The following is a 24,609-nucleotide window of genomic DNA, read 5'->3' on the forward strand; positions in this document are numbered from 1 at the left end:
TATTAAATTATGAAATTCCCCCACATCAAACAACCCGACTCCATGGAATGCGGTGCCACCTGCCTCCGCATGATCGCCAAGTTCCATGGCAAGGAGTATTCCGCCGAGACGATGCAAAAACTCTGCGTTGTTTCTCGAGAGGGAGTTTCCTTGTTAGGGATGGTTGATGCCGCCGAGTATATAGGATTCCGTACGATATGTGGACGAATGACCTTGGGGAAGATGGTGGAGCAACGTCCCTTCCCTTGTATCCTCCATTGGAACCAAGATCATTTTGTCGTATTATATGACGTTAAAAAGAAACAGGATGGGAAATCTGTTTTTTATATAGCCGATCCCGGTAAGAATTTGTTGCGTATCGATGAGGAAGAGTTTCGTAATGCGTGGATCAGTACCCGTTCGAGAGGGGAGGAGAAAGGCATATTAATGGCCTTGCAGCCGACCCCCGCTTTTTATAAGCGGAAAGATGAACGCCATACGGGAAGAGATCCCTTTCATTTCCTTTGGGGGTATATGAAACCTTATAAACGTTTCTTTATCCAGTTGTTGCTGGGGCTTGCGCTGGGAAGCGTATTGCAATTAATCTTTCCGTTTCTTACCCAAGCGATCGTGGATAAAGGTATCGCTACTAAGAATCTGAATCTGATCTATCTGATCTTGGCGGAACAATTGATGCTGGTCTTGAGCCGTGCCTCGGTGGACTTTATCCGTCGCTGGATATTACTGCATATAAGCGCGAGGGTGAATATATCATTGTTATCCGATTTCTTGATCAAACTGATGCGATTACCCATGTCGTTTTTCGATACGAAGATGACGGGCGATCTCTTGCAACGCATCCATGATCATGAGCGTGTGGAACGTTTCTTGACGGCGCAGACATTGACGGTGCTTTTCTCCGCTTTCAGCTTCGTGGTGTTCGGTGGGGTATTACTTTACTATAATCGATTGATATTTTTTGTTTTCGTACTAGGTAGCGCTTTATACGCCGTATGGGTGACATTCTTCCTTAAAAAACGCCGTTTGCTGGACTATACTTATTTTGAGCAACGGGCCCGTAATCAATCGAAAACCATGCAGCTGTTGAATGGTATGCAAGAGATCAAGCTTCAGCATTGTGAGCGCCGACGGCGTTGGGAGTGGGAAGATATTCAGGCGGATTTGTTTCGAACGAATATTGAATCGATGCGGTTGCAACAAAGTCAGGAGGCCGGCAGTATCTTGATTAATGAGGTAAAGAATATCGTGATTACGGTGATTGCGGCTACGGCCGTGATCGGGGGTAGCCTGTCGCTGGGTATGATGTTGGCTATACAGTATATTATCGGGCAGTTGAACGCTCCGGTGGAACAGTTTGTGCAGTTTCTTTATAGTTGGCAAGACGTGAAGATTAGTCTGGAACGGATGAGCGAGATCCATGATCGGGAAGAAGAGGAGACGCCGGAACGTATGATAACCGGTTTTAACGGAAGCGATAGGGACATTGAGATTCGTAACGTGACGTTTCAATATGAGGGCATCCATTCGCCGAAAGTCTTGGAGCGGATAAACCTTAAAATACCTCGAGGTAAGATTACGGCGATCGTAGGAACGAGTGGTAGCGGGAAAACCACCTTGGTCAAGTTATTATTGGGCTACTATAATCCGGTAGAAGGTGATATCCGGGTGGGTGAAGATGATTTGCGATCTTTCAGCCTTTTATGGTGGCGTGACCAATGCGGTGCGGTGATGCAAGACGGTTATCTGTTCTCTGAATCGATCGCACGCAATATTGCCGTGGATGACGGTGAGATTGATAAATCTCGCTTGTTATTGGCAGCTCGTATCGCCAATATAGAGGAATTTATCGAGCGCTTACCCTTAAAATATAATACGGTGATAGGTCCGGATGGTCAAGGCGTAAGCCAAGGCCAGCGTCAGCGGATCTTGATCGCCCGGGCGGTTTATAAAGACCCTTCTTATCTTTTTTTCGATGAGGCGACAAATTCGTTGGACGCGAATAATGAACGTGCTATAGTAGAGAATCTGACGGACTTTTACCGGGGTAAGACGGTAATAATCGTCGCCCATCGATTAAGTACCGTGCGCAACGCCGATCAAATCGTGGTACTGGATAAAGGCCGTATCGTGGAGGTAGGTTCACATGAGGACTTGATCAAGCGTAATGGTGCTTATTATAACTTAGTAAAGAATCAATTGGAATTAGGAAACTAAAAATATGGCAACCTATAATGAGATGAAGAAAAAAGCGGATTCCGAGCAAGACCGTATCGAATTGCGTAGCGAGAAGGTACGTAACATGATCGGCGAGATGCCCTCTTTCCTGATTCGTTGGGGGAATACGATCTTGGTGGTGATCTTCGCGTTGCTGGCTTTAATCTTCGCTTGGTGTGTATACTTTTAACGTGACTATTGGTGTGCCCCATAAGCAGTAGTGGCGTAAGCCTACGGCAGTAGTGGTGTTGGCCGATAAGACTACTGCCGTGAGGCGATGGGGGTACTCCTGTTATTTAGCGTAACCCACAGGATGATTGATCATCGGGATTTGGGAGTCGGATAGCTTCAACACTTTTTTCAAAGCATCAGCCTCCATGCTACCTCGGGGAACTGTTACCAAGCCGCATCCGGAACAGAACAAGGCGATATTCTGAGAGACCAGCCCTGCGTCTAACGCTCCAAAACGCTCACGTAATTGTGGTGTACCTACATTGCCGAATTTGGAAACATCTGAAACCATCAATAGGCAAACGGGAGCTGAGTTCACGGAGGTTTGCTTACCTCCGATCAGTGGACGGTGGTCGCCTTCCGCTACCGGGTTCAGTTGATGGGCTTTCGGGTCATACAGGTAAGCGCCCTCCTCCATCAATACATAGACATCCACATCTTGCTTGTTCAAGGCGGAAGCGGCGGTACGTTTACCGTCCTCGCGATTGATCCCGATGGCGGCCCACATCAAATCGGAAAGATCTTGTAAACTGAGCTTTTTGTTGGCGAACTCACGTTCGGAATGGCGATCTGCCAAGGCTTTCATCACCGAAGCGCCCCGGGTTTTGTCGGGAGCATTCAACTTAATGGCTTTTAAACTCTGAGCCTGCAGATTTGTCAGGCTCAACATTAAAGTGGCTAATACACAAAAGATAGTTCTCATAATGTTGTATTTTGAAGGATTATGAATGCAAAAATAATAATATCTAAAAAAAATACTCCTTTTTCATACTTCTTTAGAAGAAAAAAGAAAAGTGAACGTTATAAATAACGTTATTTGTACGATAAAATCGTAAACAGCGTAATTTTTAGTAAAATGGATTATATTTAGTAATAGAATGAACGTATGAAAGAAAAATTGTTTACCTTACTTTGGGTATTGTTCTTCGTGCTTCCTCTGTATGCGCAGACGGATAGAGCCGGTTCCTATTCAATAAAAGGACAAGTGTTAGACTCGTTAAGTAACGAATCTGTACCCTATGCGACGTTGAGTATAGCTTTAGCGAAAACCCCCGACAAGCCGGTCAAGCTTTTAGCGTGTGATGTGGATGGTAAGTTTCAGACGCCATTAAGTAGCGCCGGTAAATACATCATCTCTATGCAATCTATTGGAAAGGCTCCTGCCAAGAAAACATTTACAATCTCGGATAAACAGAGGAGTTTGGATTTGGGCAAACTATATATGCAAGAGGATAACCAGCGATTAGGGGAAGTAACGGTTACGGCGCAGAAACCTTTGGTGAAAGCCGAGATTGATAAACTGACCTATAGCTTGGAAGATGATCCGGAGGCTCAGACAAACAATACGTTGGACATGCTGCGTAAAGTCCCGATGGTAACCGTGGATGGAGATGACCAAATCCAATTGAAAGGTTCCACGAACTTTAAGATCTATATGAATGGAAAACCTTCAAACCTCCTGAGCAACAATCCTGCCGAGGTATTAAAGAGTATGCCGGCTAATTCCGTGAAAAATATAGAAGTGATCACAGACCCGGGTGCTAAATATGATGCCGAGGGTATCGGTGGTATTATCAATATTATTACGACAAAGAACGCTCTGCAGGGATATACCGGTACGGTCCGTGTGAATGGTAGTTCTTTAGGACGCATAGGCGGTGGCGGATATGTGTCTTTGAAAGCCGGGAAATTAGGAATTACCGCCAATTATAATTACAACCGGGAGCGAGACCCTTGGAATGACGCTAGTTCCGTGCGGGAGGATTTACAAAATGACGGGGAGCACTTCTTGACACAAAACGGACGTAGAAAAAGCCGAGGCCCGTTCCAATTCGGTTATCTGGAGGGGAGTTATGAGATCGACTCCTTGAATTTATTGACCGTTGGCGCGAATTTGTTCCGCGGAGAGATGAAGAATTTCTCGGAGTATGACGTGAATATGCAGGATGTCAATCGTAATCCGGTCTATACTTATAACCGTAACTCGGAAACGACAGAGACGTTTGGTTCTACAGACGTTAACGTGGATTATCAGCATTCTACCCATAAGAAAGATGAGTTGTTGACGATCTCCTACCGTTTCAGCCATTCCCCGAATGATAGTAAGGATTATACGGAACTAGAGAATATCGTGAATTACAATCCTTGGCTTGGCTATCCGCAAAATAATATCAATAAGGCTTCTACGAATGAACATACCGGACAGGTGGATTATACGACTCCTACTTGGAAAGACCAGACTTTGGAGGTTGGCGCGAAATATATATTCCGCCAGAGTAGGAGTAATACGGATCGTACCGCTTTTAATGATTCGCTGAATGTGTGGGAGGATGTTACTTCCGAGGATAGCCATTTCCGCCATACCCAACATATTTATTCCGCTTATTTGGGATATTCGATGAAATTCGATAAGTTTGGCGTGAAAGCAGGTGTCCGTGCGGAAGGAACCTCTTTGGACGTGAAGTATGAGATGGCTCCTGATATGGATTTTGACACTCATTATTTCGATGTGGTGCCAAACGCCACGGTTTCTTATCAACTGAGCATGGCGCAGCAACTTCGTTTGGGCTATAATATGCGTATCCAGCGTCCGGGAATCTGGTATTTGAATCCTTACGTAAATAACGCGGATCCGCAAAACATCTCATTCGGTAACCCGAACCTGGATTCGGAGAAGAGTAACAATATTAACTTGAACTATAGTATGTTCGCGCAGAAGTTCAGCGTTAACGCGAGCGCTACTTATACGTTCGTGAATAATTCGATTGAGCAATATACATTTATCGACCCGAAGAATCCGGGTGTTTTCCAAACTACTTATGGTAATATCGGGAAGAAACAATCGACAGGTTTGTTTGTGTACGCAAATTGGAATCCGGTTCCTTTGTTTCGTATTTATATGAATGGGGGGCTGGATTATACGGATTTGAAGAGTGAGATGAATGATATGGCAAATAGTGGTTTTAGTGGCCGTATTTTCGCCGGTACGCAATTTAATTTCCCGATGGATTTCCGGTTGAATGTACATGGAGGGTATTTTTCTCCTTGGATACAGTTGCAGGGGAAAGGTTCTCCGTTCTATTTTACGGGAATTTCCGTAAACAAGGATTTCTTGAAGAAAAAACTTTCGGTCCAACTGTCTTTCCAGAACCCGTTCTGGAAACGGATGAAGATGGAAAATGTCTCTTCGGACGATACGTTCTTCCGGCGGGAGACCAATTACCGCACGATGCGGATGTTGCAAGTTAGCGTATCTTATCGTTTCGGAACTTTGAAAGATGCCATCAAGAAGGTAAAACGAGGTATCAATAACGATGACATGAAGGGCGGCGGTAGCGGTTCTGGTGAACAACAGATGTAATATTCGTAGGGGCGGGATCTACTCGCCCCGAACGAATAATTAAACCTTTTCTTTTGCCATCTTCTATATACTTCCTATCTTTACGATCCGAAAAACGGTTGGAGGATGAAAAACAGACTATTTGTTAACAATAATACCATTATACTATTCCTTTTTATTATAGGTAGTTTCCTATTCATAGAGTTGAATTTTCGATATTGGTATCGTTTTCTGGAGCAGTATATGATGTTTCAGACTACCGGAAGCTATTTCTTGGACCGGTTAGCCGAACCCGGTGGATTGAATGAATATATAGCCGAGTTTTTGTCGCTTGCGTTTATCCATCCTTATGGGGCGTCGATAGTGATCGCTTTATTAGTAGGGCTGATCTCCGGCTGTTTTTTCCTTTATTTAAGAGCTTGTGGGGGGCGTGCTTCTATGTTGGCCGCGGTTCTTCCCTCTTTTTTGATTTGGATTTATCCGCAAGAGTCGATTGCGTTGCTGACAATGATCGCCTTTGTGCAAGTGATCGTATTTCTCTATACATTAATAAAGATTAATTGGGTTCGTTATACCTTTGGCTTCTTGTTTTTGGGGCTTTCTTATTTTTTTATGGCACCCGCCAATTTATTGCTGGCCTTGCTGATCGCGGTTTATGAGTATTGCGCTAAAGAGGATCGGTATCGTTTGGGGGTAGCTTTTATCGCTATCGCTTGGGGAGGATTGTTGCCGCTGATCGCCATGCGTACGGTTTATGTCCTTCCGATGCGGGAAGCCTTCATCAGTAAGCATCTTTGCCATCCCGAATATCCGGTACCTAATTCTTTAGGGTATATCGGGCTTTCATATCCTTTGGTCGCTTTGGTTTTTTATTATGTGAGGAATCGTTTATTTATCCGTAAGGAATCTTGGTGGCTGATGGTTACTTATGCCTTTCTTTTGATAGGGATGGTTTGCGGGATTCTTTATAAGAAAGATCCGATGGAGCAGGCTTACCGATATGATTACCATGCACGACAGGGGGAGTGGCAAGAGATTATCTCACATGCCCGTGAGTATCCGGTCCGTGATATGGATGCCCTGATTTATCTGAATTTGGCTTTATCTAAAACCGGGAGGTTTACTACCGACTTGATGCGTTTCCCACAGATTGGTGAAGGAGGTTTTATCCCGCACGATCCGAAAAGCCGGATGGGATTGATCGAGGCGAGTGAGGTCGCATGGCAGGTGGGCCAGGTAAATGCCGCTCAACGTTTTGCTTTTGTGGGGGTATTAAGCTCACAACGCTGCGTGCAACCCCGTTTAATGAAGCGTTTGGTAGAAACTTATCTGGTTACCGGCGAATACAGGGCCGCCGAGAAATATATCAAGATCTTGGAAGCGAACCCTCATTATCGGGATTGGGCAACCGCTCAACGCCCATTGTTAGACTCCGTAACTTGTGCCTCCGAGGAGTGGATCATGGCGAAACGGGCGATGCTTCCTATTACCGATAATCCTTTCGACCTGACCTTGACTTTCCCGAATGCGCTAGCGTTCTTGATTGATGATCATGCCGATAACCGCCCGGCTTTTGAGTATGGGATGGGATATCTCTTGGTTTATAAGGATTTGATGACTTTTATGCATTATATGGAATTGATGAAAGAACGGGGTGAGTCATTTCCGGTACTTTATCAGGAAGCTATTTGTCTGTTTTTCGCTGCCGTGAAGAACGATCCGGAGGAGTTTCGGACATATCCGATCAGTCCGGAGATACAAAACCGCTTCTTGCGATTCATGAAAGTGGCGCGTTCTATGCCGCCGGCAGCCTTGAGACAGCAATTTGGTGATACCTATTATTATTACGCTCAATTTATTCCGACTCCTAAACGACAATAATACATGGATAATACAAAGAAAAGAAAGATCGTCCGGAATTTTGTGATCGTGTATCTGATATTGCAGATATTGATACCTGTATTGGTTTATAAGGGTAATCGGGAAAAGCCGGTGTCGGTGGCCCATGAGCGTACGGACATTCCTCCTATTTTCCCTGATTACGTAGGCGTGACCGTTCCTTATAATATCGCTCCCCTGAACTTCAGGATCGATATACCCGCGGAGAAGTGTTATGTTAAGGTAGGAGATCATGAATATTACGGAACGGATGCGATCCGGATTGATCCGAAAGAGTGGATGCGTATGACCCGGGAGAACCGGGGAAGACCAATCCGGATAGAGATCGCTACAAAACAAGGAGGGGAGTGGACACGATGGGCTTCTTTCCCGGTTTATATCAGTGATCGACCGATCGACTCTCATTTAGTATATCGCTTGATAGAACCGGGATATGAGAAATGGCATATTGTCGGTATCTATCAACGGGATTTAGAGTCGTTTGACGAGCAGCCGATTATCCGTAACGATATGACCGGCTATAATTGTATGAACTGCCATTCTTTTTGTATGGGCGATCCGGGCCGGATGATGTTCCATATGCGTGCGGCAAATGGTGGAACCTATATTATCCAAGATAAGAAAATCAGTAAGTTGAATACGAAAACGAAGCAGACGATCAGTGGTATGACGTATCCTTATTGGCATCCGTCCGGACACTATATCACCACATCCGTAAACGATATCAGGCAGTTTTTTCATTCCGTGAAAGAAAAAAAGATGGAAGTGTTTGACTTGGAGTCCGATGTGATCGTATATGACGTGAGAAACAAAGAGATCCTTTCGAAAGCCTCATTAATCACGAAAGATGCCTTCGAGACTTTCCCTTCTTTCTCCCCGGATGGAAAATGGCTTTATTTCTGTACGACCCCTGCTCAAAAGATGCCGGAAAACTATGATAAGGTTCGTTATAATCTTTGCCGTGTAGCGTTCGATCCGGATCGCGGGGAAATCAGCTTCCCGATTGATACGTTGGTGCGTGCGGATAGCTTGAGCTATACATTTCCTCGTATCTCTCCCGACGGGCGTTTTTTGATGTACACGGAAACCGCTTATGGGCAGTTCCCTATATGGCACTCGGATGCGGAGATCCGGATGATAGATTTGGAAAACCGGACAGCGGTGGATATGTCTGCCTTGAATAGCCCGGATACGGATAGCTATCATTCTTGGAGTAGTAATAGTGATTGGGTCGTGTTTAGCAGTCGCCGGGATAATGGGCTGTATACTTTACCTTATATTTGCCACATAGGGGAAGATGGGAAACCTTCGAAGCCGTTCTTGTTGCCTCAGGAGAATCCGGATAAGTATGACTATCAGTTGTATTCTTATAATATCCCGGAATTGACGAGAGGAGCTGTTGAGACCAGTCCCTATGAGATCCAGCAAGTAGCCAAGAAAAATAAACCGGAACAGGTTCGGTTTAAATGACCGGATCTATTTATTATATTCGCGTATAAATAAGAGATAAGATGACAAAAGATATTATAGCCGAATCTGTGCAAAACGATTTACGGTATTTGCAATTGCTGGCGCGGAGTTTTCCTACTATCGCAGACGCTAGTACGGAGATCATTAACTTGGAGGCGATCTTGAACTTGCCGAAAGGAACGGAGCATTTTCTAAGTGATTTGCATGGTGAGGACCAGGCTTTTAGCCATGTGCTGCGAAATGCGTCCGGGGCCGTAAAACGTAAAGTGAACGAGATATTCAGTAATACGCTCCGGGAATCTGAGAAGAAAGAACTTTGTTCCTTGATTTATTATCCGGAAGATAAGCTGGAACTGATCAAGAGCCAAGAGCAGGATCTGGAAGATTGGTATCAAGTGACCTTGAACCAATTGGTACGTGTTTGCCGGAACGTGTCTTCTAAATATACCCGTTCGAAAGTACGTAAGGCTTTACCAAAAGAGTTCTCATACATTATCCAAGAGTTATTGCATGAGTCTTCCGTAGAGCCGAATAAGTCTGCCTATGTAGACCAGATAATCTGTACGATCGTTTCTACAGGCCGTGCGGATGATTTCATTATCGCCATGTGTAACTTGATCCAGCGGTTGACGATCGACCTGTTACATATCATCGGAGATATTTACGATCGTGGCCCGGGCGCTCATTTGATCATGGATATCCTTTGTGATTATCATAATTTCGATATCCAATGGGGGAATCATGATATTTTGTGGATGGGAGCCGCCTCCGGCAATCTGGTAAGTATTGCCAACGTGATTCGTATGTGCCTGCGTTTCGGTAATATGGCAACCTTGGAGGATGGGTATGGTATCAATCTTTTGCCGTTGGCCACTTTTGCCATGGAAGCGTACGGGGATGACCCTTGTATGTTATTCATGCCGAAGACGAAGTTCTCAGACAACGTCATGGATGAGAAGACCATCCGTCTGATCGCTCAAATGCATAAGGCGATCACGATCATCCAATTCAAGCTGGAGGGGGAGATCATTCGTCGTCGTCCGGAATTTGAGATGGATGACCGGATGTTATTGCATCATATTGACCTGAAGCGTGGAGTCGTTCATATCAATGGGGTGGATTATACGCTTAAAGATACCAATTGGCCTACTTTAGATCCAAGGGATCCTTATCGTCTTTCTATTGAGGAAGAAGATCTGATCCGTAAGATCTTACATTCTTTCGAGAGCAGCGAGAAGATGAAAAAGCATATGCGTTGTTTTTTCAGGCATGGGGGGATGTATCAGGTTTGTAATTCCAATTTATTGTTTCATGCCTCTATCCCGATGAATCCGGATGGTACGTTTAAGTCGGTACGTATCTTAGGACAGGATTATAAAGGCCGTGCTTTACTGGATCGTGTGGACCAACTGATTCGTACGGCGTATTTCAAGACCGGAGAGCAGGAAGAGGTGGAATATGCGCATGACTATATCTGGTATCTCTGGGGAGGGAAGGATTCTCCGTTATTTGACAAAAGCAAGATGGCTACTTTTGAGCGGGCTTTTATCGAGGAGACCGAGACTCATAAGGAGGAAAAAGGAGCTTATTATACCTTGCGTGAGCAAGAGGATATTTGTGACAGGATATTGGATGAATTCGGAGTGACAGGTATGCATCGGCATATCATAAACGGGCATGTACCTGTCCGTTCCAATCAAGGAGAGAACCCGATCAAGGCGAATGGTAAGATGTTGGTAATAGATGGTGGTTTTTCCCGTCCATATCATTTAGAGACCGGTATCGCCGGTTATACGCTGGTATATCACTCTCGTGGCTTTCAGCTTGTGCAACATGAGCCTTTCGAATCTCGTGCGAAGGCGATCGAGGAAGGTTTGGATATTAAATCTACGACGATCGTGGTAGAATTAAGTTCCCATCGGCAGATGGTGAAAGATACGGATAAGGGGGCCGAGCTTCAAAGTCAAATTAAGGATTTGGAAAAATTACTTTACGCGTATAGGAATGGGTTGATAAAAGAAAAAGAGAGAATGGAGAGATAAATTTTTTGACAAAGTTCGTCAAGAACTACGGTTGAAAATAGGGAATTTTAGACATTACGGAAGGGAAAACACTAGAATAAGAGTTTTTAGTGTTTTCCTCTTTTTTTACATAATCATAGCTTCTTTTAAAAAAATAAGTTATATTTGCACTTAAATTTTCAATTGTGTTTGTAAATTCAATGAATGTTAACCTAAAAATTAAGTAATTATGCAACGAAAGAAAACCTTTGCTTCTTTCAAACATTGGAGGATAGCAATATTCTCCATGTTGATGTCTTTGTGCATGACAGCTGCTTTTGCCCAATCCGGCACTGTCAAAGGTAAAGTTCTTGACGAACTAGGTGAACCCATTATTGGAGCTAATATTGTGGAAAAGGGAACTACCAATGGTACGATTACCGATATTGACGGTAATTATTCGTTAACCGTAAATGACTTGAAAAAAGCGGTTCTTCAGGTATCTTTTATTGGTTATAACTCTGTGGAAGAAAGTGTCAAGGGGCGTTCTAATATAAACGTCAAATTGGGTGCTTCGGTCGTGAATTTGGGTGAGGTCGTAGCCATCGGTTATGGTACGCAGACTCGTCGGGAGATTACGGGCTCTGTTGCGAATATTTCCGAGGAAAATTTTAATAAAGGTGTTAACCGTGACGCCTCCGACTTGTTACAAGGTAAAGTCGCAGGTTTGACCATCACTTCTGGTTCCGGTGATGTGACTCGTAGTTCTCAGATCCAGTTACGCGGAACCTCTACTTTGCAGAATGATCAAGGTCCGATGATCGTTATTGATGGTGTGCCGGGTGGTGATATGTCTACAGTATCTCCTTCCGATATCGAGTCTATCTCAGTGTTGAAAGATGCTTCTTCTGCCGCTATCTATGGTTCTCGAGCCGCTGGAGGTGTTATTTTGATTACGACGAAGCGTGGCTCCGGATCTAAAACACAGATTAATTATGACGGTTATGTCACCGCTTCTTCCGTGGCCAACAAACCGGATATGCTGAATGCGGCAGAATGGCGTGAGGCAAATAAGGTGTTGGGTAAAGATATTTCTACTTATGATAAATATAACTCGGACACAGACTGGTTTGATGAGATGACCCGTGTAGGAGTATCTCAACAACATGCGATTTCTTTGTCCGGAGGTTCTTCAAAAAGCAATTATCGTGCGTCTTATACATTCTTGGATCGTAATGGTGTCGCTCGTGACAACTACATGACCCGTCATAGTTTCCGTTTCCAATTCCAGCAACGCGCTATTAATGATCGTTTGCGTATCGGGTTGACTGGAGCTGCGACGTTGACAGATATGCAGATGCCGTTTGCGGACGATTATATCTTGGCTTATAATATGCTTCCTGTTTATCCGGTTTATAATGAGGATGGTTCTTATTTCACAGATGCCAACCACAATTATGATCAAGGTAACCCTGTTCAGAACCAGGATCAGAACTATAAGAAATCGGCTAACAACTACTTCTATGGACAAGGTGATGTTCAATTTTCTATTATTGACGGACTGACAACAAAAGTGAATTTATACAAAAGCCGTTTCTCCGCTGATTACAGTGAATGGCAAGATCCCCAGAATTCTCGTGGACAGGGTGATACTGGCAAAGCTATCCGTCGGAATAGGTTTTGGGACCGTAATTTGTTAGAGTGGACAGCGAATTACGTAAAAGCTTTCGGTGCGTCGGAGGAACATAAGGTAGACGCTATTATCGGTTATTCTTGGGAGAATAATTTATATGCGGATCAAAAATCTGAGGCTACGAACTTCGCCGTAGGTTCAATGGGCGCAGATAATATCCAGTCTGGAAATGTCCTGAAGATCGGTAATGTTACTTCCAGCCGGAATGAATATAAGTTGATCTCTTTGTTCGCTCGTGCGCATTATAGCTTTAAAGAGCGTTACATGATTACAGCGACGGTACGTAGGGATGGTTCCTCTAAGTTCGGAGCTAATCATAAGTGGGGTACTTTCCCGTCAGTTTCAGCTGCTTGGGGTATCAGCCAGGAATCTTTTATGCAGGATACGGAATGGGTCAATGACTTGAAGCTACGTGCGGGTTATGGTATCACCGGTAACCAAGATGGTTTGCAACCGTATAAATCTTTGGATTTGTATTCCGCTTCCGGAACTTATTATAATAACGGATCTTGGCCGACGGCTTTCCGCCCTTCGCAGAATGCGAACCCGGACTTGAAATGGGAACAGACCGCGATGTTAAATATTGGTTTGGACTTCACATTGTTCAATAACCGGTTGAGTGGTACGATCGAGTGGTATGATAAGCGGACAAAGGATATGCTTTATAATTATGAGGTTTCTACCCCGACTTATGTGTACAACCAGATTCAGGCGAATGTAGGTGACATGAAGAATACGGGTGTTGAGATCTTATTGAACTTAGACGTGATACGTAACAAGAATTTTACGTGGACAACCTCTCTTAATTTAGCTCATAATAAGAATGAGATTACTAAATTGTCTAATGAGCTGTATTCTACCGGACGTGTTTATGTAGGTGATCCTTGGATTCGCGGAGCTTCCGGAGTAACATCGCACGTCGTAGAGGAAGGCCGGCCTGTCGGACAGTTCTTTATGTTGAAATGTAATGGCTTGGACGAGAATGGAAAATTTATCATTGAGGATGTGAATGGTGATGGACAGATCACGGATGATGACCGTACATATGTAGGTGACGCGCAACCAGATTTGACTTATGGCTGGAACAATACGTTTAACTGGAAAAACTGGGACGCTAGCTTCTTCTTCCGCGGAACAATCGGTAATAAGGTGTTGAATAACCCGTTGGCAGCTTATGGCAATAATACATACATTGACGGAACAAATGTGATGGATAACGAAAATCTATTGATATTGAGTGAAAACTCCCGTGTATGTTCTTATTATGTAGAAAATGCGTCTTTCTTACGATTGGATAACTTGTCAATCGGTTATACTTTCAATACAAAGAAGATCGATTGGTTGGATAAGGCGCGTGTATATGTAGCCGGACAGAACTTATTCGTGATAACAGGGTATAAGGGCTTAGACCCGGAGGTCGAGAATTTCCGTGGTGAGGCAAGTGATAGCAATGCAGGTCTGTCTCCTGGTATTGAACCTCGTAACTATATGCCAAAGGCACGTTCTTTTACATTCGGTGTTAACTTAACATTCTAATTAAAAAGGAAAACTTATTATGAAAAGGAAAACTATATTGTCATTTATAACTGGATTGTTTTTATTGGGAGGACTTTCTTCCTGTATGGATTTGGATGAGACCGTGTATGACAAGTTACCTGCTGACGATTTCGGTCAATCAACTGCTGAGTTGAATGCTTTGATTGGTAATTCGCATAATACGATGAAGAAGTTTTGGACAGAATACATGCATTTGTCCGAGTGTTCGGGTTCTATGGCTGTGACTCCGACCCGTCGTGGTGGCGACTGGTATGACGGTGGGCAATATCGTGAGATTTATATGCATACTTGGACTTCACAGACCTCACGGGTTAAAAGTGCGTGGAAGGCTGCTACGGAATCAATAGGTACTTGTAATGAAGCTATCCGGAAAATACAAAGTTCGGAGATTCTGACCGAAGAGGAAAAGACCCAGGATGTAGCGGATTTGCGCGGTGTCCGTGCTTTCTGGATTTATGTGATGATGGATTATTGGGGAAATATTCCTTTGTTAACGGAGTTCCACCCGACGGATAAGGTATTCCCTGAAAATTCGTCTCGTCAAGAAGTTTTTGATTGGTTAATCACGGAAGTGGAGGAAATCAAGGATATTTGTCCTCCGGCCACACAAGAAAATTATGGTTCTTTTACACAAGGAGCCGCTTACTCTTTGTTGGCTAAATTGTATTTGAATGCCGAAGCTTGGGGCGTTACGGTTTCTGATAACGCCTATCAGAAAGTTATAGAGTATTGCGATAAAGTGATGGCGATGGGGTATATCTTGGAACCTAACTGGAAAGATAATTTCTCCGTGACCAACGAAAACTCAAAAGAGGCTATCTTGGCGGCTACTTTCTCCAGCAGCGATACGGGTAATGATGGAAATGTTAAGAATGAGTTGCATAACAACACCTTGCATTATAAGGATTATCTAGGCCTGGGGATTACCGCTAGCGGCACATGGAATGGTATTTGTGCGCAACCGGAATATGTTCGCTTGTTTGATGAGGAAGACGCTCGTTTGGATGGAACATTCTTGACCGGGTTGATGATTGATAAGACGACCGGAAAGCCCATTATTACGGATCATAATAATGAGTTGAATCATACGATTGATGTAACAATGATACCGGGTATGGAGTATGATGGGACTAATTGGAGCGCGGTAGAGCAACATGATGGCGCTCGTTGTTTCAAATGGGAATTTGCCTCGGATTTAACAAGTTCTATGGAGAATGACTTCCATATCTTCCGTTTGGCAGATATTTATTTGATGAAAGCTGAAGCTCTTTTGCGCGGAGGAGGAAGTGTTAGCGAGGCTACGAGTTTGGTTAATACGATCCGTGAGCGCGGCTATGGTGATAGCAGTCATAATTATGCGACTGTAACCTTGAAAGAAGTTCAATTGGAACGTCGTTTGGAATTAGCGTGGGAAGTTTATTCCCGCCAGGATGATATTCGTTTCGGGTGTTTTACGACCGGGATGTGGCCACAGTCTAATTGCGAACGTAAAACGGATGATTATTTGAAATTGATGCCTGTTTCGCAGGATGCATGGCAGGTGAATCCGAACTTGAAGCAAAATCCGGGTTATCCCGCTTTCTCAAAATAAAAAAGTTCGCTAATAATATCCGGGCCATCCCTTTTCGAAGGGGTGGCCTTTTTGCTTTATTTATGATCTTTGTTTCTGTCCGAGATGATTAATTTGCGGGAAATATAAGTCTATTTTTGTCAAAATGTCAAACAGGTACGTTTCTCTTTTCAGAACAATTTTACCCGTTAAGCCTTCTTTATTGGAATGAATAGCGTACCTTTGCCGAAATCACGGAGGTGCGATAATCCGAGGAATTGTAACAAGAGGGTATGATGAACAGGCAAGTATTACTTTTTTATCCATTATTAGGGATGATCCTTTTGGGGCTTTTTATTGGTGGGTTGGCATATGGGGCCGTACCGATACCTTTGGATCATGTGGTAGATATTTTGCTGGGGAAGGGATCTGATAAGATCGCATGGCAGAATATCGTGTTACAATCTCGTTTACCTCAGGCTATAACCGCATTGTTGGCAGGGGCTTCCTTGGCTACCAGCGGGTTGTTATTACAGACATTGTTCCGGAACCCCTTGGCGGGGCCTTCCATATTGGGTATTAGTGATGGCGCTAATCTTGGTGTAGCTGCGATTATGTTATATTTCGGAGGTACGTTGGGACAGTTCGCTGATTGGCCGATTAGCGGGTATATGGCAGTAATCCTTGCGGCTTTTGCCGGAGCTTGTGCTATATTGGGGTTGATTATTTATTTTTCGGCAAAAGTGAAGAATAATGTCATGCTTCTGATTATCGGAATCATGATAGGCTATCTGGCTTCCTCGGTTATTTCTATCTTGAATTATTATTCGTCGACAGATCGGGTACATGCGTTTGTGATGTGGGGACTTGGTAATTTCTCCGGGGTCTCTTTGGAGCAATTACCTTTTCTAGGAAGTTGCACGTTGGCCGGATTGTTGCTAGCGATCTTATTGATTAAACCTCTCAACGCCTTGTTGCTGGGAGAAATGTATGCCGCTAATTTGGGTATACATATCAAGCGAACACGGATTCTGATCCTTTTGTGTACAGGTATATTGACGGCTACGACCACTGCTTTTTGCGGACCGATCTCCTTTATAGGATTGGCGGTCCCACATATTGCCCGGTTGATGCTTGGCTCTTCTAATCATAAAATGTTGGTGCCGGTTACAGTGTTGACAGGTTCCTGTATCGCCCTTTTGTGTAATATGTTGATGGTGGTACCGGGTAGTAATATGATTCTGCCATTGAATGCGGTAACTCCTATGCTTGGGGCGCCGGTTATTATTTATGTGATCGTAAACCGGAAAAATATTCAGTATTTTAATTAATGGCTATGAAACAGACATCTGTGATAAAGACTAGTGATTTGAGTATTGGATATACCTTGAAAGGTGGGCGGAAAAAGTGTGTACATGATGCTCTGAACCTGAGTCTGTATCCGGGCGAGGTAACTTGTCTTTTAGGATTGAATGGAGCGGGGAAATCTACTTTGTTGAGGACATTATGCGGCTTTCAACCTCCTTTAGGGGGAAAGATCGAGTTAATGGGAAAACCGCTGAGTTCTTATTCACAAGGTAGTTTCTCTCGGATGGTGGGAGTGGTCTTGACTGAGAAGACAAATGCAGGAGGGATAACAGTCTATGAGCTGGCTTCTTTAGGAAGACATCCCTATACCGGTTTTTTCGGGCAATTGAGACAAGAAGACCATAGAATTATCGAGGAATCTTTGATCGCGGCCGGTATCGCTCACAAGGCTCACAATTATGTATCGGAACTGAGTGATGGCGAACGCCAGAAAGCCATGATCGCAAAAGCCTTGGCGCAGCAATGCCCTATCATATTGTTGGATGAGCCGACCGCTTTTTTGGATGTGACAAGTAGGATAGAAACTATGGTCTTGTTACATAAACTGGCGGTGGAACAACAAAAAGCGATTTTGTTATCGACACATGATCTTGATTTGGCAATCCAGTTGGGAGACTGCCTGTGGTTGCAGGAAAAAGGTCGTCCGATGGCATGTGGGACACCGGAAGATTTGATTTTGGGAGGAGCCTTTGAGACCTTTTTTAGCAAGGAAGGAATCGTGTTTGATCCGGGCACAGGTAAATTGCATACGGAAGCTCCTACGGTTCCGGTTGGGGTTGAGGGAGATTTAACAACTTCTTATTGGGTTGGAAATGCCTTGATCCGGAATGGTTTTAAACCTTCGTTGGTTAGTGAGGAGTATGTAAGTGTTTGTTGTAACGCCCCGAACGACTTGCGCATCCTGTTTCCGGTAGGAGATATGAGGATAGCGGAAAGTATAGCGGAGATGGTTTCAATTATAGTTCATAAATCATAATTCATAATTTTATAATGTCAAATGAAATTACGTGGCGGCTGGAAAATGAGAATATAGGCCGTTTGTTGGTACATTATGCGATACCCGCTGTGATCGGGACGATGGTCAATGCTCTTTATAATGTCGTAGACCGCATATTTATCGGGCAAGGAGTCGGTGCGTTGGCAATCTCCGGATTGACATTGACTTTCCCGATTCTGCTTTTTATGCAGGCTTTTGGCATGTTGATCGGTGCGGGAGCCGCTACCCGGGTCTCCATTCACCTTGGTCGGAAAGCGAATGATATGGCAGATAACGTGCTGGGAAATGCTTTCACTTTGACATTCATTATCGGAGCCTTGACAATTATTCCAAGTATGATTTTCTTGGATGACTTATTGATGTGGTTCGGAGGAAGCGAACAGACGATCCCTTATGCGAAAGATTATTTATATATCGCTATCCCGGGTAATTTACTGGCAACATTGAGTTTTAGCTTTAACGCCGTGATGCGTGCTTCCGGATACCCGAAAAAGGCGATGTTCACGATGATGATTGGTGCCGTGTTAAACGTGATATTAGATCCTATCTTTATCTTCTGGCTGGATATGGGGATAAAAGGTGCCGCTATCGCTACGGTAATCTCGATGGCTGCCGGTGCCGCTTTCGTGATGAGTCATTTTATCAGCAAAGATAGTATCGTACGTTTCCATACGAAATATTTCCGGTTGAAGGAACCTATTATTTGGAATATATTTACGATCGGCATGTCTCCTTTTTCCATGCAACTTGCGGGTAGTGCGGTTGTGGTGATCATGAATCATGCGTTGAAAGAGAATGGAGGCGATTTGGCGATTGGCGCCAGTGGTATTATCTCTAGTATCGCTATGTTGCTGGTTATGTTGATTATCGGTATCGCTCAAGGAATGCAGCCGATTGTCGGGTTTAACCATGGTGCCGGACATCATGACCGGGTATTAGCGACATTGCGGTTGTCTATTATAGTGTCTACCTTGATTACCGGGGTAGGATGTGCCATCAGTTTGTTATTTCCAGGATTGATCGTTAGCGTGTTCTCTACGGATGCCGAGTTAGTGGCGATTACGGATAATGGATTACGTTTGACGATGTTGGTATTTTTCGTTGTCGGTTCCCAGATTACGATCAGCCAATTTTTCCAAAGTATCGGTGTCGCATGGAAGGCGATGTTCCTGAGCTTAAGCCGGCAAGTCTTGTTCCTGATACCAGCTATCCTGCTATTTCCTCCGATGTGGGGGCTGAACGGTGTTTGGCTGGCACAACCTTTCTCTGATTTCATAGCGGCTGTAACTGCGTGGGGCTTTTTATGGCATCATGTTAAAAACGTGAAAAATAAGGGATAAGGATGAACTTATGTCGATGTTAATTGTATTTTTATTGTATGTATAAAAGTACTTTTATAGACAAACCTTTAAAAAAAGAGTTGATATGAAGAAGATTGTATTATTGCTCGCCGTTTTATTATTTGGTGCAGGGTCGGTGATGGCACAGCAAGACAAGTCGGCAGAGAAAGCCGCGAAGCAGGCCGAGAAAGAGACAAAGAAAGCGGAGAAAGCTGCGAAAAAAGCCGCGGAGGAAGCAGAAGCTAACGCATTGTTTGAACAAGCGGTGCGAGCTTTGGAAAATAAGGATTTCGTATTGGAGGCAGATCGTATAGAGTTTAAGCGCGGTAGTTTTGTTTATGTTACTCCAAACACGAACTTCGTTTCGGTGAAGGGTGAGAAGGCTACCATTCAATTAGCGTTTAATACTCCGGCGGCCGGTCCTAACGGAATAGGTGGTATAACGGTTGATGGCACAACCTCTGGAATACAGATGAAGACAGACAAGAAGGGTAATGTTATGTATGAGATGAATGTGCAGGGTGTAGCGGTATCCGCTAGGGTTACGTTCCGTATGGCGAAAGGTACGAATAAATGTACCGCTACGGTATCGCCAAACTTTAATAGCAACCGTATATCCTTTACGGGAAATCTCTATCCTTCGAGCGAGTCGAACGTATTCAAGGGGCGTTCTATCTAATGTAGATAAATGTTCATTATAGATAAGAGCGGGCTTTCATCAAGAAGGCTCGCTTTTATTTTTGGCAAACTTTCCGTAAGTTCGCGAAATGAAAATTTAACATATTATAATCATGCAACTATCCATAGATCAAAAAGACATTGATAAATTCCTGATGATAGGCGATAAAGTATTGATTAAGCCTAAGAATCCGCAGAGCCAGACTAAGACCGGCCTATATTTGCCTCCCTCAGTCCAACAAGGAGAGAAAATACAGGCGGGTTATATTATAAAGACAGGGCCCGGATATCCATTACCTTCCCAATCTGAGGAGCATGAGATCTGGGAAAAGAAGAAAGGAGAAGAAGTACAATACCTGCCGCTTCAAGCCCGTGAAGGTGATTTGGCTGTCTATTTGCAGAGCGCCGCTTATGAGATCAATTTTAATGACGAGAAGTTCTTGATCGTCCCTCATTCCGCTATATTGATGTTAGTTCGCGACGAAGGCTTGTTTGAATAAAGCTTTTTGTTAAGTAAAATGGGGATATATTCACTTTTTTATCTTATTTTTGCCAACAAAACAAGACAAACTATCAACAGCAGCGATTATAATGAATAAGATTGTAAGTAAAGAACATTTCTCTGCCAACGTGGTGAAGCTGGAAGTAGAGGCTCCTTTGATCGCCCGTTCCCGCAAGGCCGGTCATTTTGTGATCGTGAAGGTTGGCGAAAAAGGCGAACGTATACCTCTCACTATCGCCGGGGCAGATACCGTGAAAGGTACCATTACGCTGGTAATCCAGGCAGTAGGCGGTTCATCTCGTAAAATCTGCGAATTGAACGAGGGAGACTATATCACGGATGTGGTAGGTCCGTTAGGCCAGGCTACCCATATCGAGAAAGTCGGGACGGTTGTTTGTGCCGGTGGTGGCGTGGGAGTCGCCCCGTTGTTACCGATTGTCGAGGCTTTCCATAAAGCGGGAAATCGTGTGATCGTCGTGTTGGCGGCCCGTACCAAGGACTTGATCATCCTTGAGGAACAGATGCGTCAAAACTCGGATGAGGTAATTATCATGACCGATGACGGCTCGTATGGTACCAAAGGTTTGGTGACGAATGGCGTGGAGAGTGTAATCAACCGGGAGAAAGTGGATTTATGCGTTACGATCGGTCCGGCCATCATGATGAAGTTCGTTTCCGCTCTTACCAAGAAATATGAGATCCCTACCGTGGCATCCTTGAATACGATCATGGTGGATGGAACGGGAATGTGTGGCGCGTGTCGTATCACGGTGGGTGGAAAGACCAGGTTCGTTTGCGTGGACGGGCCGGAATTTGATGCTCATCAGGTAGACTTTGATGAGATGATCATGCGTCTTGGCGCTTATAAGGATATAGAGAAGAAATAACGAAACCACAGTATTTGAATCATGACAATAGAAGAACTAATCGCTGCCCGCCGTGCCGAACCTTGGCGGGAGGCACTTCGCAAAAGCAAGAAAAATAAAGAACGTACAGATATACCCCGTGTGAAGATGAACGAGTTAGATCCGGAATATCGGAGCCATACCCGTTTGGAAGAGGTAAATTTAGGTTTGACAAAAGAGCAGGCTATGCAAGAGGCCGGGCGCTGTTTGGATTGTCCGAATCCTACTTGTATGCAGGGGTGTCCGGTGAATATTAATATACCTACTTTTATCAAGAATATTGAGCGTGGGGAATTCTTGGAGGCCGCTAAGACATTGAAAGAGACTAGTGCACTGCCTGCTGTCTGCGGTCGTGTATGCCCGCAGGAGAAACAATGCGAGAGCAAGTGTATCCATTTGAAAATGGGAAAGGAGGCGGTTGCTATCGGTTATTTGGAGCGTTTCGCCGCTGATTACGAACGTGAGAGCGGAAATATATCGGTTCCGGAGATTGCGGAGAAGAATGGAATCAAGATTGCCGTGGTCGGTTCCGGCCCTGCCGGATTGTCATTTGCCGGAGATATGGCTAAGCGCGGATATGACGTAACTGTGTTTGAGGCATTACATGAGATAGGGGGTGTGCTGAAATATGGTATCCCCGAGTTCCGGTTACCGAATAAGATCGTAGACGTGGAAATCGATGGCCTTCGTAAGATGGGTGTACAGTTCGAGAAAGATTGTATCGTGGGGAAGACGATCAGCTATGAGGATTTGCGGACGGATGGCTTTAAGGGCATATTCGTGGCAAGTGGTGCGGGCTTACCTAACTTTATGAATATCCCGGGAGAGAATTTAGTAGGCGTGATGTCGTCCAACGAATATCTGACCCGTGTAAACTTGATGGATGCGGCGAATCCGGAAAGCGATACGCCTGTATTGCAAGGAAAGAAGGTCGCTGTGATCGGTGGGGGAAATACCGCTATGGACTCTGTCCGTACCGCTCGTCGTCTGGGTGCAGAGCGTGCCATGATTGTCTATCGTCGTAGCGAGGAAGAAATGCCGGCTCGTTTGGAAGAGGTGAAACATGCGAAGGAAGAAGGCGTAGAGTTCATGACGCTTCATAATCCGGTCGAGTATATAGGCGACGAGAGAGGTCGTGTTAAGCAGATGCGTTTGCAGAAGATGGAGCTAGGTGAGCCGGATGCCTCTGGCCGCCGCCGTCCGGTACCTATCGAGGGGGCTATCGAGACGATCGATGTAGATGAGGTCATCGTTAGTGTTGGTGTATCCCCGAATCCGTTAATTCCTCGTGCCTTTGAAGGGCTGGAGGTAAGTAAGAAGGGTACGATCGTAGTGGAGGAAGACAGTATGCGTTCCGCTTTAAGCGATGTATATGCCGGTGGCGATATCGTTCGCGGTGGAGCTACCGTGATCCTGGCGATGGGAGATGGCCGTAAGGCCGCTGCCGCTATGGATGCGGATCTACGGGGAAAAGCGTAATATAGATATTTTTCCGATAAAGAGAAAGACGGGTCGTTCAGATGATCCGTCTTTTTTCTTTTATGATTTATGCCTAGGGTTTGTTTATAAGACCAGTTCTTGAAATAGCCTCTCGAAGGTTCGTTCCAGGTCACAGGAAAAACCGGGATGTGGGCGTGAGGTTTGTATTGAGGCGCTTCTTACGGCGGTAAGCCAACGGAAACGTTCCGGGATGTCCAGATGGGCTATAGGGCCTCCATCTTTTGCTCCGGAACATATTTTATCGAAAACATGGAGGTTGGCACACAAAGATTCTTTATCCATACCAGGCGCTAGCAGACGAAGTTTTTCTTCATCTACATGATAGCGGGCTTTGATGAATTTAGGTCGTTTACAAAACATGATAAGGCCTACATTAATAAACTCTTCCCGTTCGATTTTTGGAACGATACGGATTACGGCATATTCATATAAGTGTTTGTCTTGCATGTCGGGCTTCATTTATAAACGTATCAGAATGAGCGATTCGGTCGATAAGGAACTGGATATATACATCGCGTATTTCTTGAGGCGTACCGGGGCTATCGTGCCAATGCAGCCAGTCATCGGGTACCAAGCCTACTATTTCCTGTATTTTCCTTTCCGTTAGGATACGCTTGAAATCCCCGTTTATTTCCTCCAGCAGAGTTGCTTGCGGTAATAATGCATGATCCTTGATCTGGATAAAAGGACTGATCGCGTGTTTTTGCCAGTTTACCCATGAGAAATGGAAAAATAGGGAAGCCCCATGATCGATGAGCCAAAGTTCCTTGTTCCATACCAGCATATTCGTATTTCGGACCGTACGGTCTATGTTAGTCAATAGAGCGTCGAGCCATACGACTTGTGAGGCAAGTCTGGGATCTACGTGATTGACTGCCGGATCGAATGTCAAGGCTCCCGGCAGGAAATGCAATCCTAGGTTCAACCCCTGGCTTGCCCGGAGTAAGTCTTGTATTTCCTCATCACCTTCCGATCGCCCGAAGGCCTCATCGAGATTGAGGAAAACCAGTTCCGGTACATGCAAGCCCAAGGTACGGGCTATTTCTCCTCCGATCAACTCGGCGACTAAGGCTTTTGTTCCGTGTCCGGCCCCCCTGAATTTTACGACATACTTAAATTCGTCGTCGGCTTCCGCTAAAGCAGGCAATGAGCCTCCTTCTCGCAAAGGCATGATATATCGGGTAACATTCGCTGTTCGTAATTCCATAGCTCTCGCATTAATTGGAGATAAAGATACAATTAAATTTTAATCGGGACCTTTCGTGATATACCTAAATAAGAAGCCCCGCTATCCTTTCGAACAGCGAGGCCTTTGGAAGCGAGCGGAAGACGGGACTCGAACCCGCGACCCTAACCTTGGCAAGGT

The 24,609-nt window shown here is 44.6% G+C and carries 18 protein-coding genes; 15 read left to right on the top strand and 3 right to left on the bottom strand.

The window, feature by feature from the left end:
- The first annotated feature begins 9 nt into the window (after positions 1-9).
- Both Q0110_RS14395 and Q0110_RS14400 read left to right on the top strand, forming a co-directional pair.
- Positions 10-2,214 (top strand): peptidase domain-containing ABC transporter, encoded by a 2,205-nt coding sequence (locus Q0110_RS14395; protein ID WP_297907784.1) that lies wholly within the window; start codon positions 10-12, stop codon positions 2,212-2,214.
- Positions 2,215-2,218: 4 nt separating this feature from the next.
- Positions 2,219-2,404 carry a hypothetical protein gene (locus Q0110_RS14400; protein WP_297907786.1) on the top strand — a complete coding sequence of 62 codons (186 nt, stop codon included), beginning with the start codon at positions 2,219-2,221 and terminating at the stop codon, positions 2,402-2,404.
- A gap of 102 nt (positions 2,405-2,506) precedes the next feature.
- Here the strand turns inward: Q0110_RS14400 and Q0110_RS14405 are convergent, their stop codons facing one another.
- The gene (locus Q0110_RS14405) at positions 2,507-3,148 is read right to left on the bottom strand and encodes a SagB/ThcOx family dehydrogenase (RefSeq protein WP_297907789.1); all 642 of its coding nucleotides are present in this window, start codon (positions 3,146-3,148) and stop codon (positions 2,507-2,509) included.
- A gap of 183 nt (positions 3,149-3,331) precedes the next feature.
- On the opposite strand from Q0110_RS14405, the gene Q0110_RS14410 reads away from it, so the two are divergent.
- The 13 genes from Q0110_RS14410 (at position 3,332) to gltA (ending at position 23,222) form a co-directional block, all read left to right on the top strand.
- On the top strand, positions 3,332-5,806 hold the full coding sequence (locus Q0110_RS14410; RefSeq protein ID WP_297907791.1) for an outer membrane beta-barrel family protein: 2,475 nt from the start codon (positions 3,332-3,334) through the stop codon (positions 5,804-5,806).
- 105 nt (positions 5,807-5,911) lie between these two features.
- Positions 5,912-7,666: a DUF6057 family protein gene (locus tag Q0110_RS14415; protein ID WP_297907795.1), complete on the top strand. Its 1,755-nt coding sequence runs from the start codon at positions 5,912-5,914 to the stop codon at positions 7,664-7,666.
- A 3-nt stretch (positions 7,667-7,669) separates the two neighbouring features.
- Positions 7,670-9,154 carry a hypothetical protein gene (locus Q0110_RS14420; protein ID WP_297907798.1) on the top strand — a complete coding sequence of 495 codons (1,485 nt, stop codon included), beginning with the start codon at positions 7,670-7,672 and terminating at the stop codon, positions 9,152-9,154.
- Positions 9,155-9,195: 41 nt separating this feature from the next.
- Complete coding sequence (locus Q0110_RS14425; protein WP_297907800.1) at positions 9,196-11,196, top strand: fructose-1,6-bisphosphatase; 2,001 nt, start codon at positions 9,196-9,198, stop codon at positions 11,194-11,196.
- A 208-nt stretch (positions 11,197-11,404) separates the two neighbouring features.
- Positions 11,405-14,383 (top strand): TonB-dependent receptor, encoded by a 2,979-nt coding sequence (locus Q0110_RS14430; RefSeq protein WP_297907803.1) that lies wholly within the window; start codon positions 11,405-11,407, stop codon positions 14,381-14,383.
- 19 nt (positions 14,384-14,402) lie between these two features.
- Positions 14,403-15,995 carry a RagB/SusD family nutrient uptake outer membrane protein gene (locus Q0110_RS14435; protein WP_297907806.1) on the top strand — a complete coding sequence of 531 codons (1,593 nt, stop codon included), beginning with the start codon at positions 14,403-14,405 and terminating at the stop codon, positions 15,993-15,995.
- 254 nt (positions 15,996-16,249) lie between these two features.
- Positions 16,250-17,284 carry an iron ABC transporter permease gene (locus Q0110_RS14440; RefSeq protein ID WP_297907842.1) on the top strand — a complete coding sequence of 345 codons (1,035 nt, stop codon included), beginning with the start codon at positions 16,250-16,252 and terminating at the stop codon, positions 17,282-17,284.
- A gap of 5 nt (positions 17,285-17,289) precedes the next feature.
- Positions 17,290-18,297 (top strand): ABC transporter ATP-binding protein, encoded by a 1,008-nt coding sequence (locus tag Q0110_RS14445; RefSeq protein WP_297907808.1) that lies wholly within the window; start codon positions 17,290-17,292, stop codon positions 18,295-18,297.
- A gap of 14 nt (positions 18,298-18,311) precedes the next feature.
- Complete coding sequence (locus Q0110_RS14450; protein ID WP_297907810.1) at positions 18,312-19,658, top strand: MATE family efflux transporter; 1,347 nt, start codon at positions 18,312-18,314, stop codon at positions 19,656-19,658.
- Between the two features lie 85 nt (positions 19,659-19,743).
- On the top strand, positions 19,744-20,337 hold the full coding sequence (locus Q0110_RS14455) for a DUF4251 domain-containing protein (protein ID WP_297907813.1): 594 nt from the start codon (positions 19,744-19,746) through the stop codon (positions 20,335-20,337).
- A gap of 112 nt (positions 20,338-20,449) precedes the next feature.
- Positions 20,450-20,836: a co-chaperone GroES family protein gene (locus Q0110_RS14460; RefSeq protein WP_297907816.1), complete on the top strand. Its 387-nt coding sequence runs from the start codon at positions 20,450-20,452 to the stop codon at positions 20,834-20,836.
- 91 nt (positions 20,837-20,927) lie between these two features.
- The gene (locus Q0110_RS14465) at positions 20,928-21,725 is read left to right on the top strand and encodes a sulfide/dihydroorotate dehydrogenase-like FAD/NAD-binding protein (RefSeq protein ID WP_297907819.1); all 798 of its coding nucleotides are present in this window, start codon (positions 20,928-20,930) and stop codon (positions 21,723-21,725) included.
- Between the two features lie 21 nt (positions 21,726-21,746).
- On the top strand, positions 21,747-23,222 hold the full coding sequence (gene gltA, locus Q0110_RS14470; protein ID WP_297907822.1) for an NADPH-dependent glutamate synthase: 1,476 nt from the start codon (positions 21,747-21,749) through the stop codon (positions 23,220-23,222).
- Between the two features lie 84 nt (positions 23,223-23,306).
- Here gltA and Q0110_RS14475 read toward each other — a convergent pair whose 3' ends face one another.
- Entirely contained in the window at positions 23,307-23,690 is a 384-nt protein-coding gene (locus Q0110_RS14475) for a DUF3037 domain-containing protein (protein ID WP_297907827.1), read from the bottom strand.
- The gene (locus Q0110_RS14480) at positions 23,668-24,450 is read right to left on the bottom strand and encodes a HipA family kinase (RefSeq protein ID WP_297907830.1); all 783 of its coding nucleotides are present in this window, start codon (positions 24,448-24,450) and stop codon (positions 23,668-23,670) included. The genes Q0110_RS14475 and Q0110_RS14480 overlap by 23 nt, the downstream gene beginning before the upstream one ends.
- Between the last annotated feature and the right edge of the window lie 159 nt (positions 24,451-24,609).

It is taken from the genome of uncultured Parabacteroides sp. (genome assembly GCF_947855115.1).
Taxonomy (GTDB): domain Bacteria; phylum Bacteroidota; class Bacteroidia; order Bacteroidales; family Tannerellaceae; genus Parabacteroides.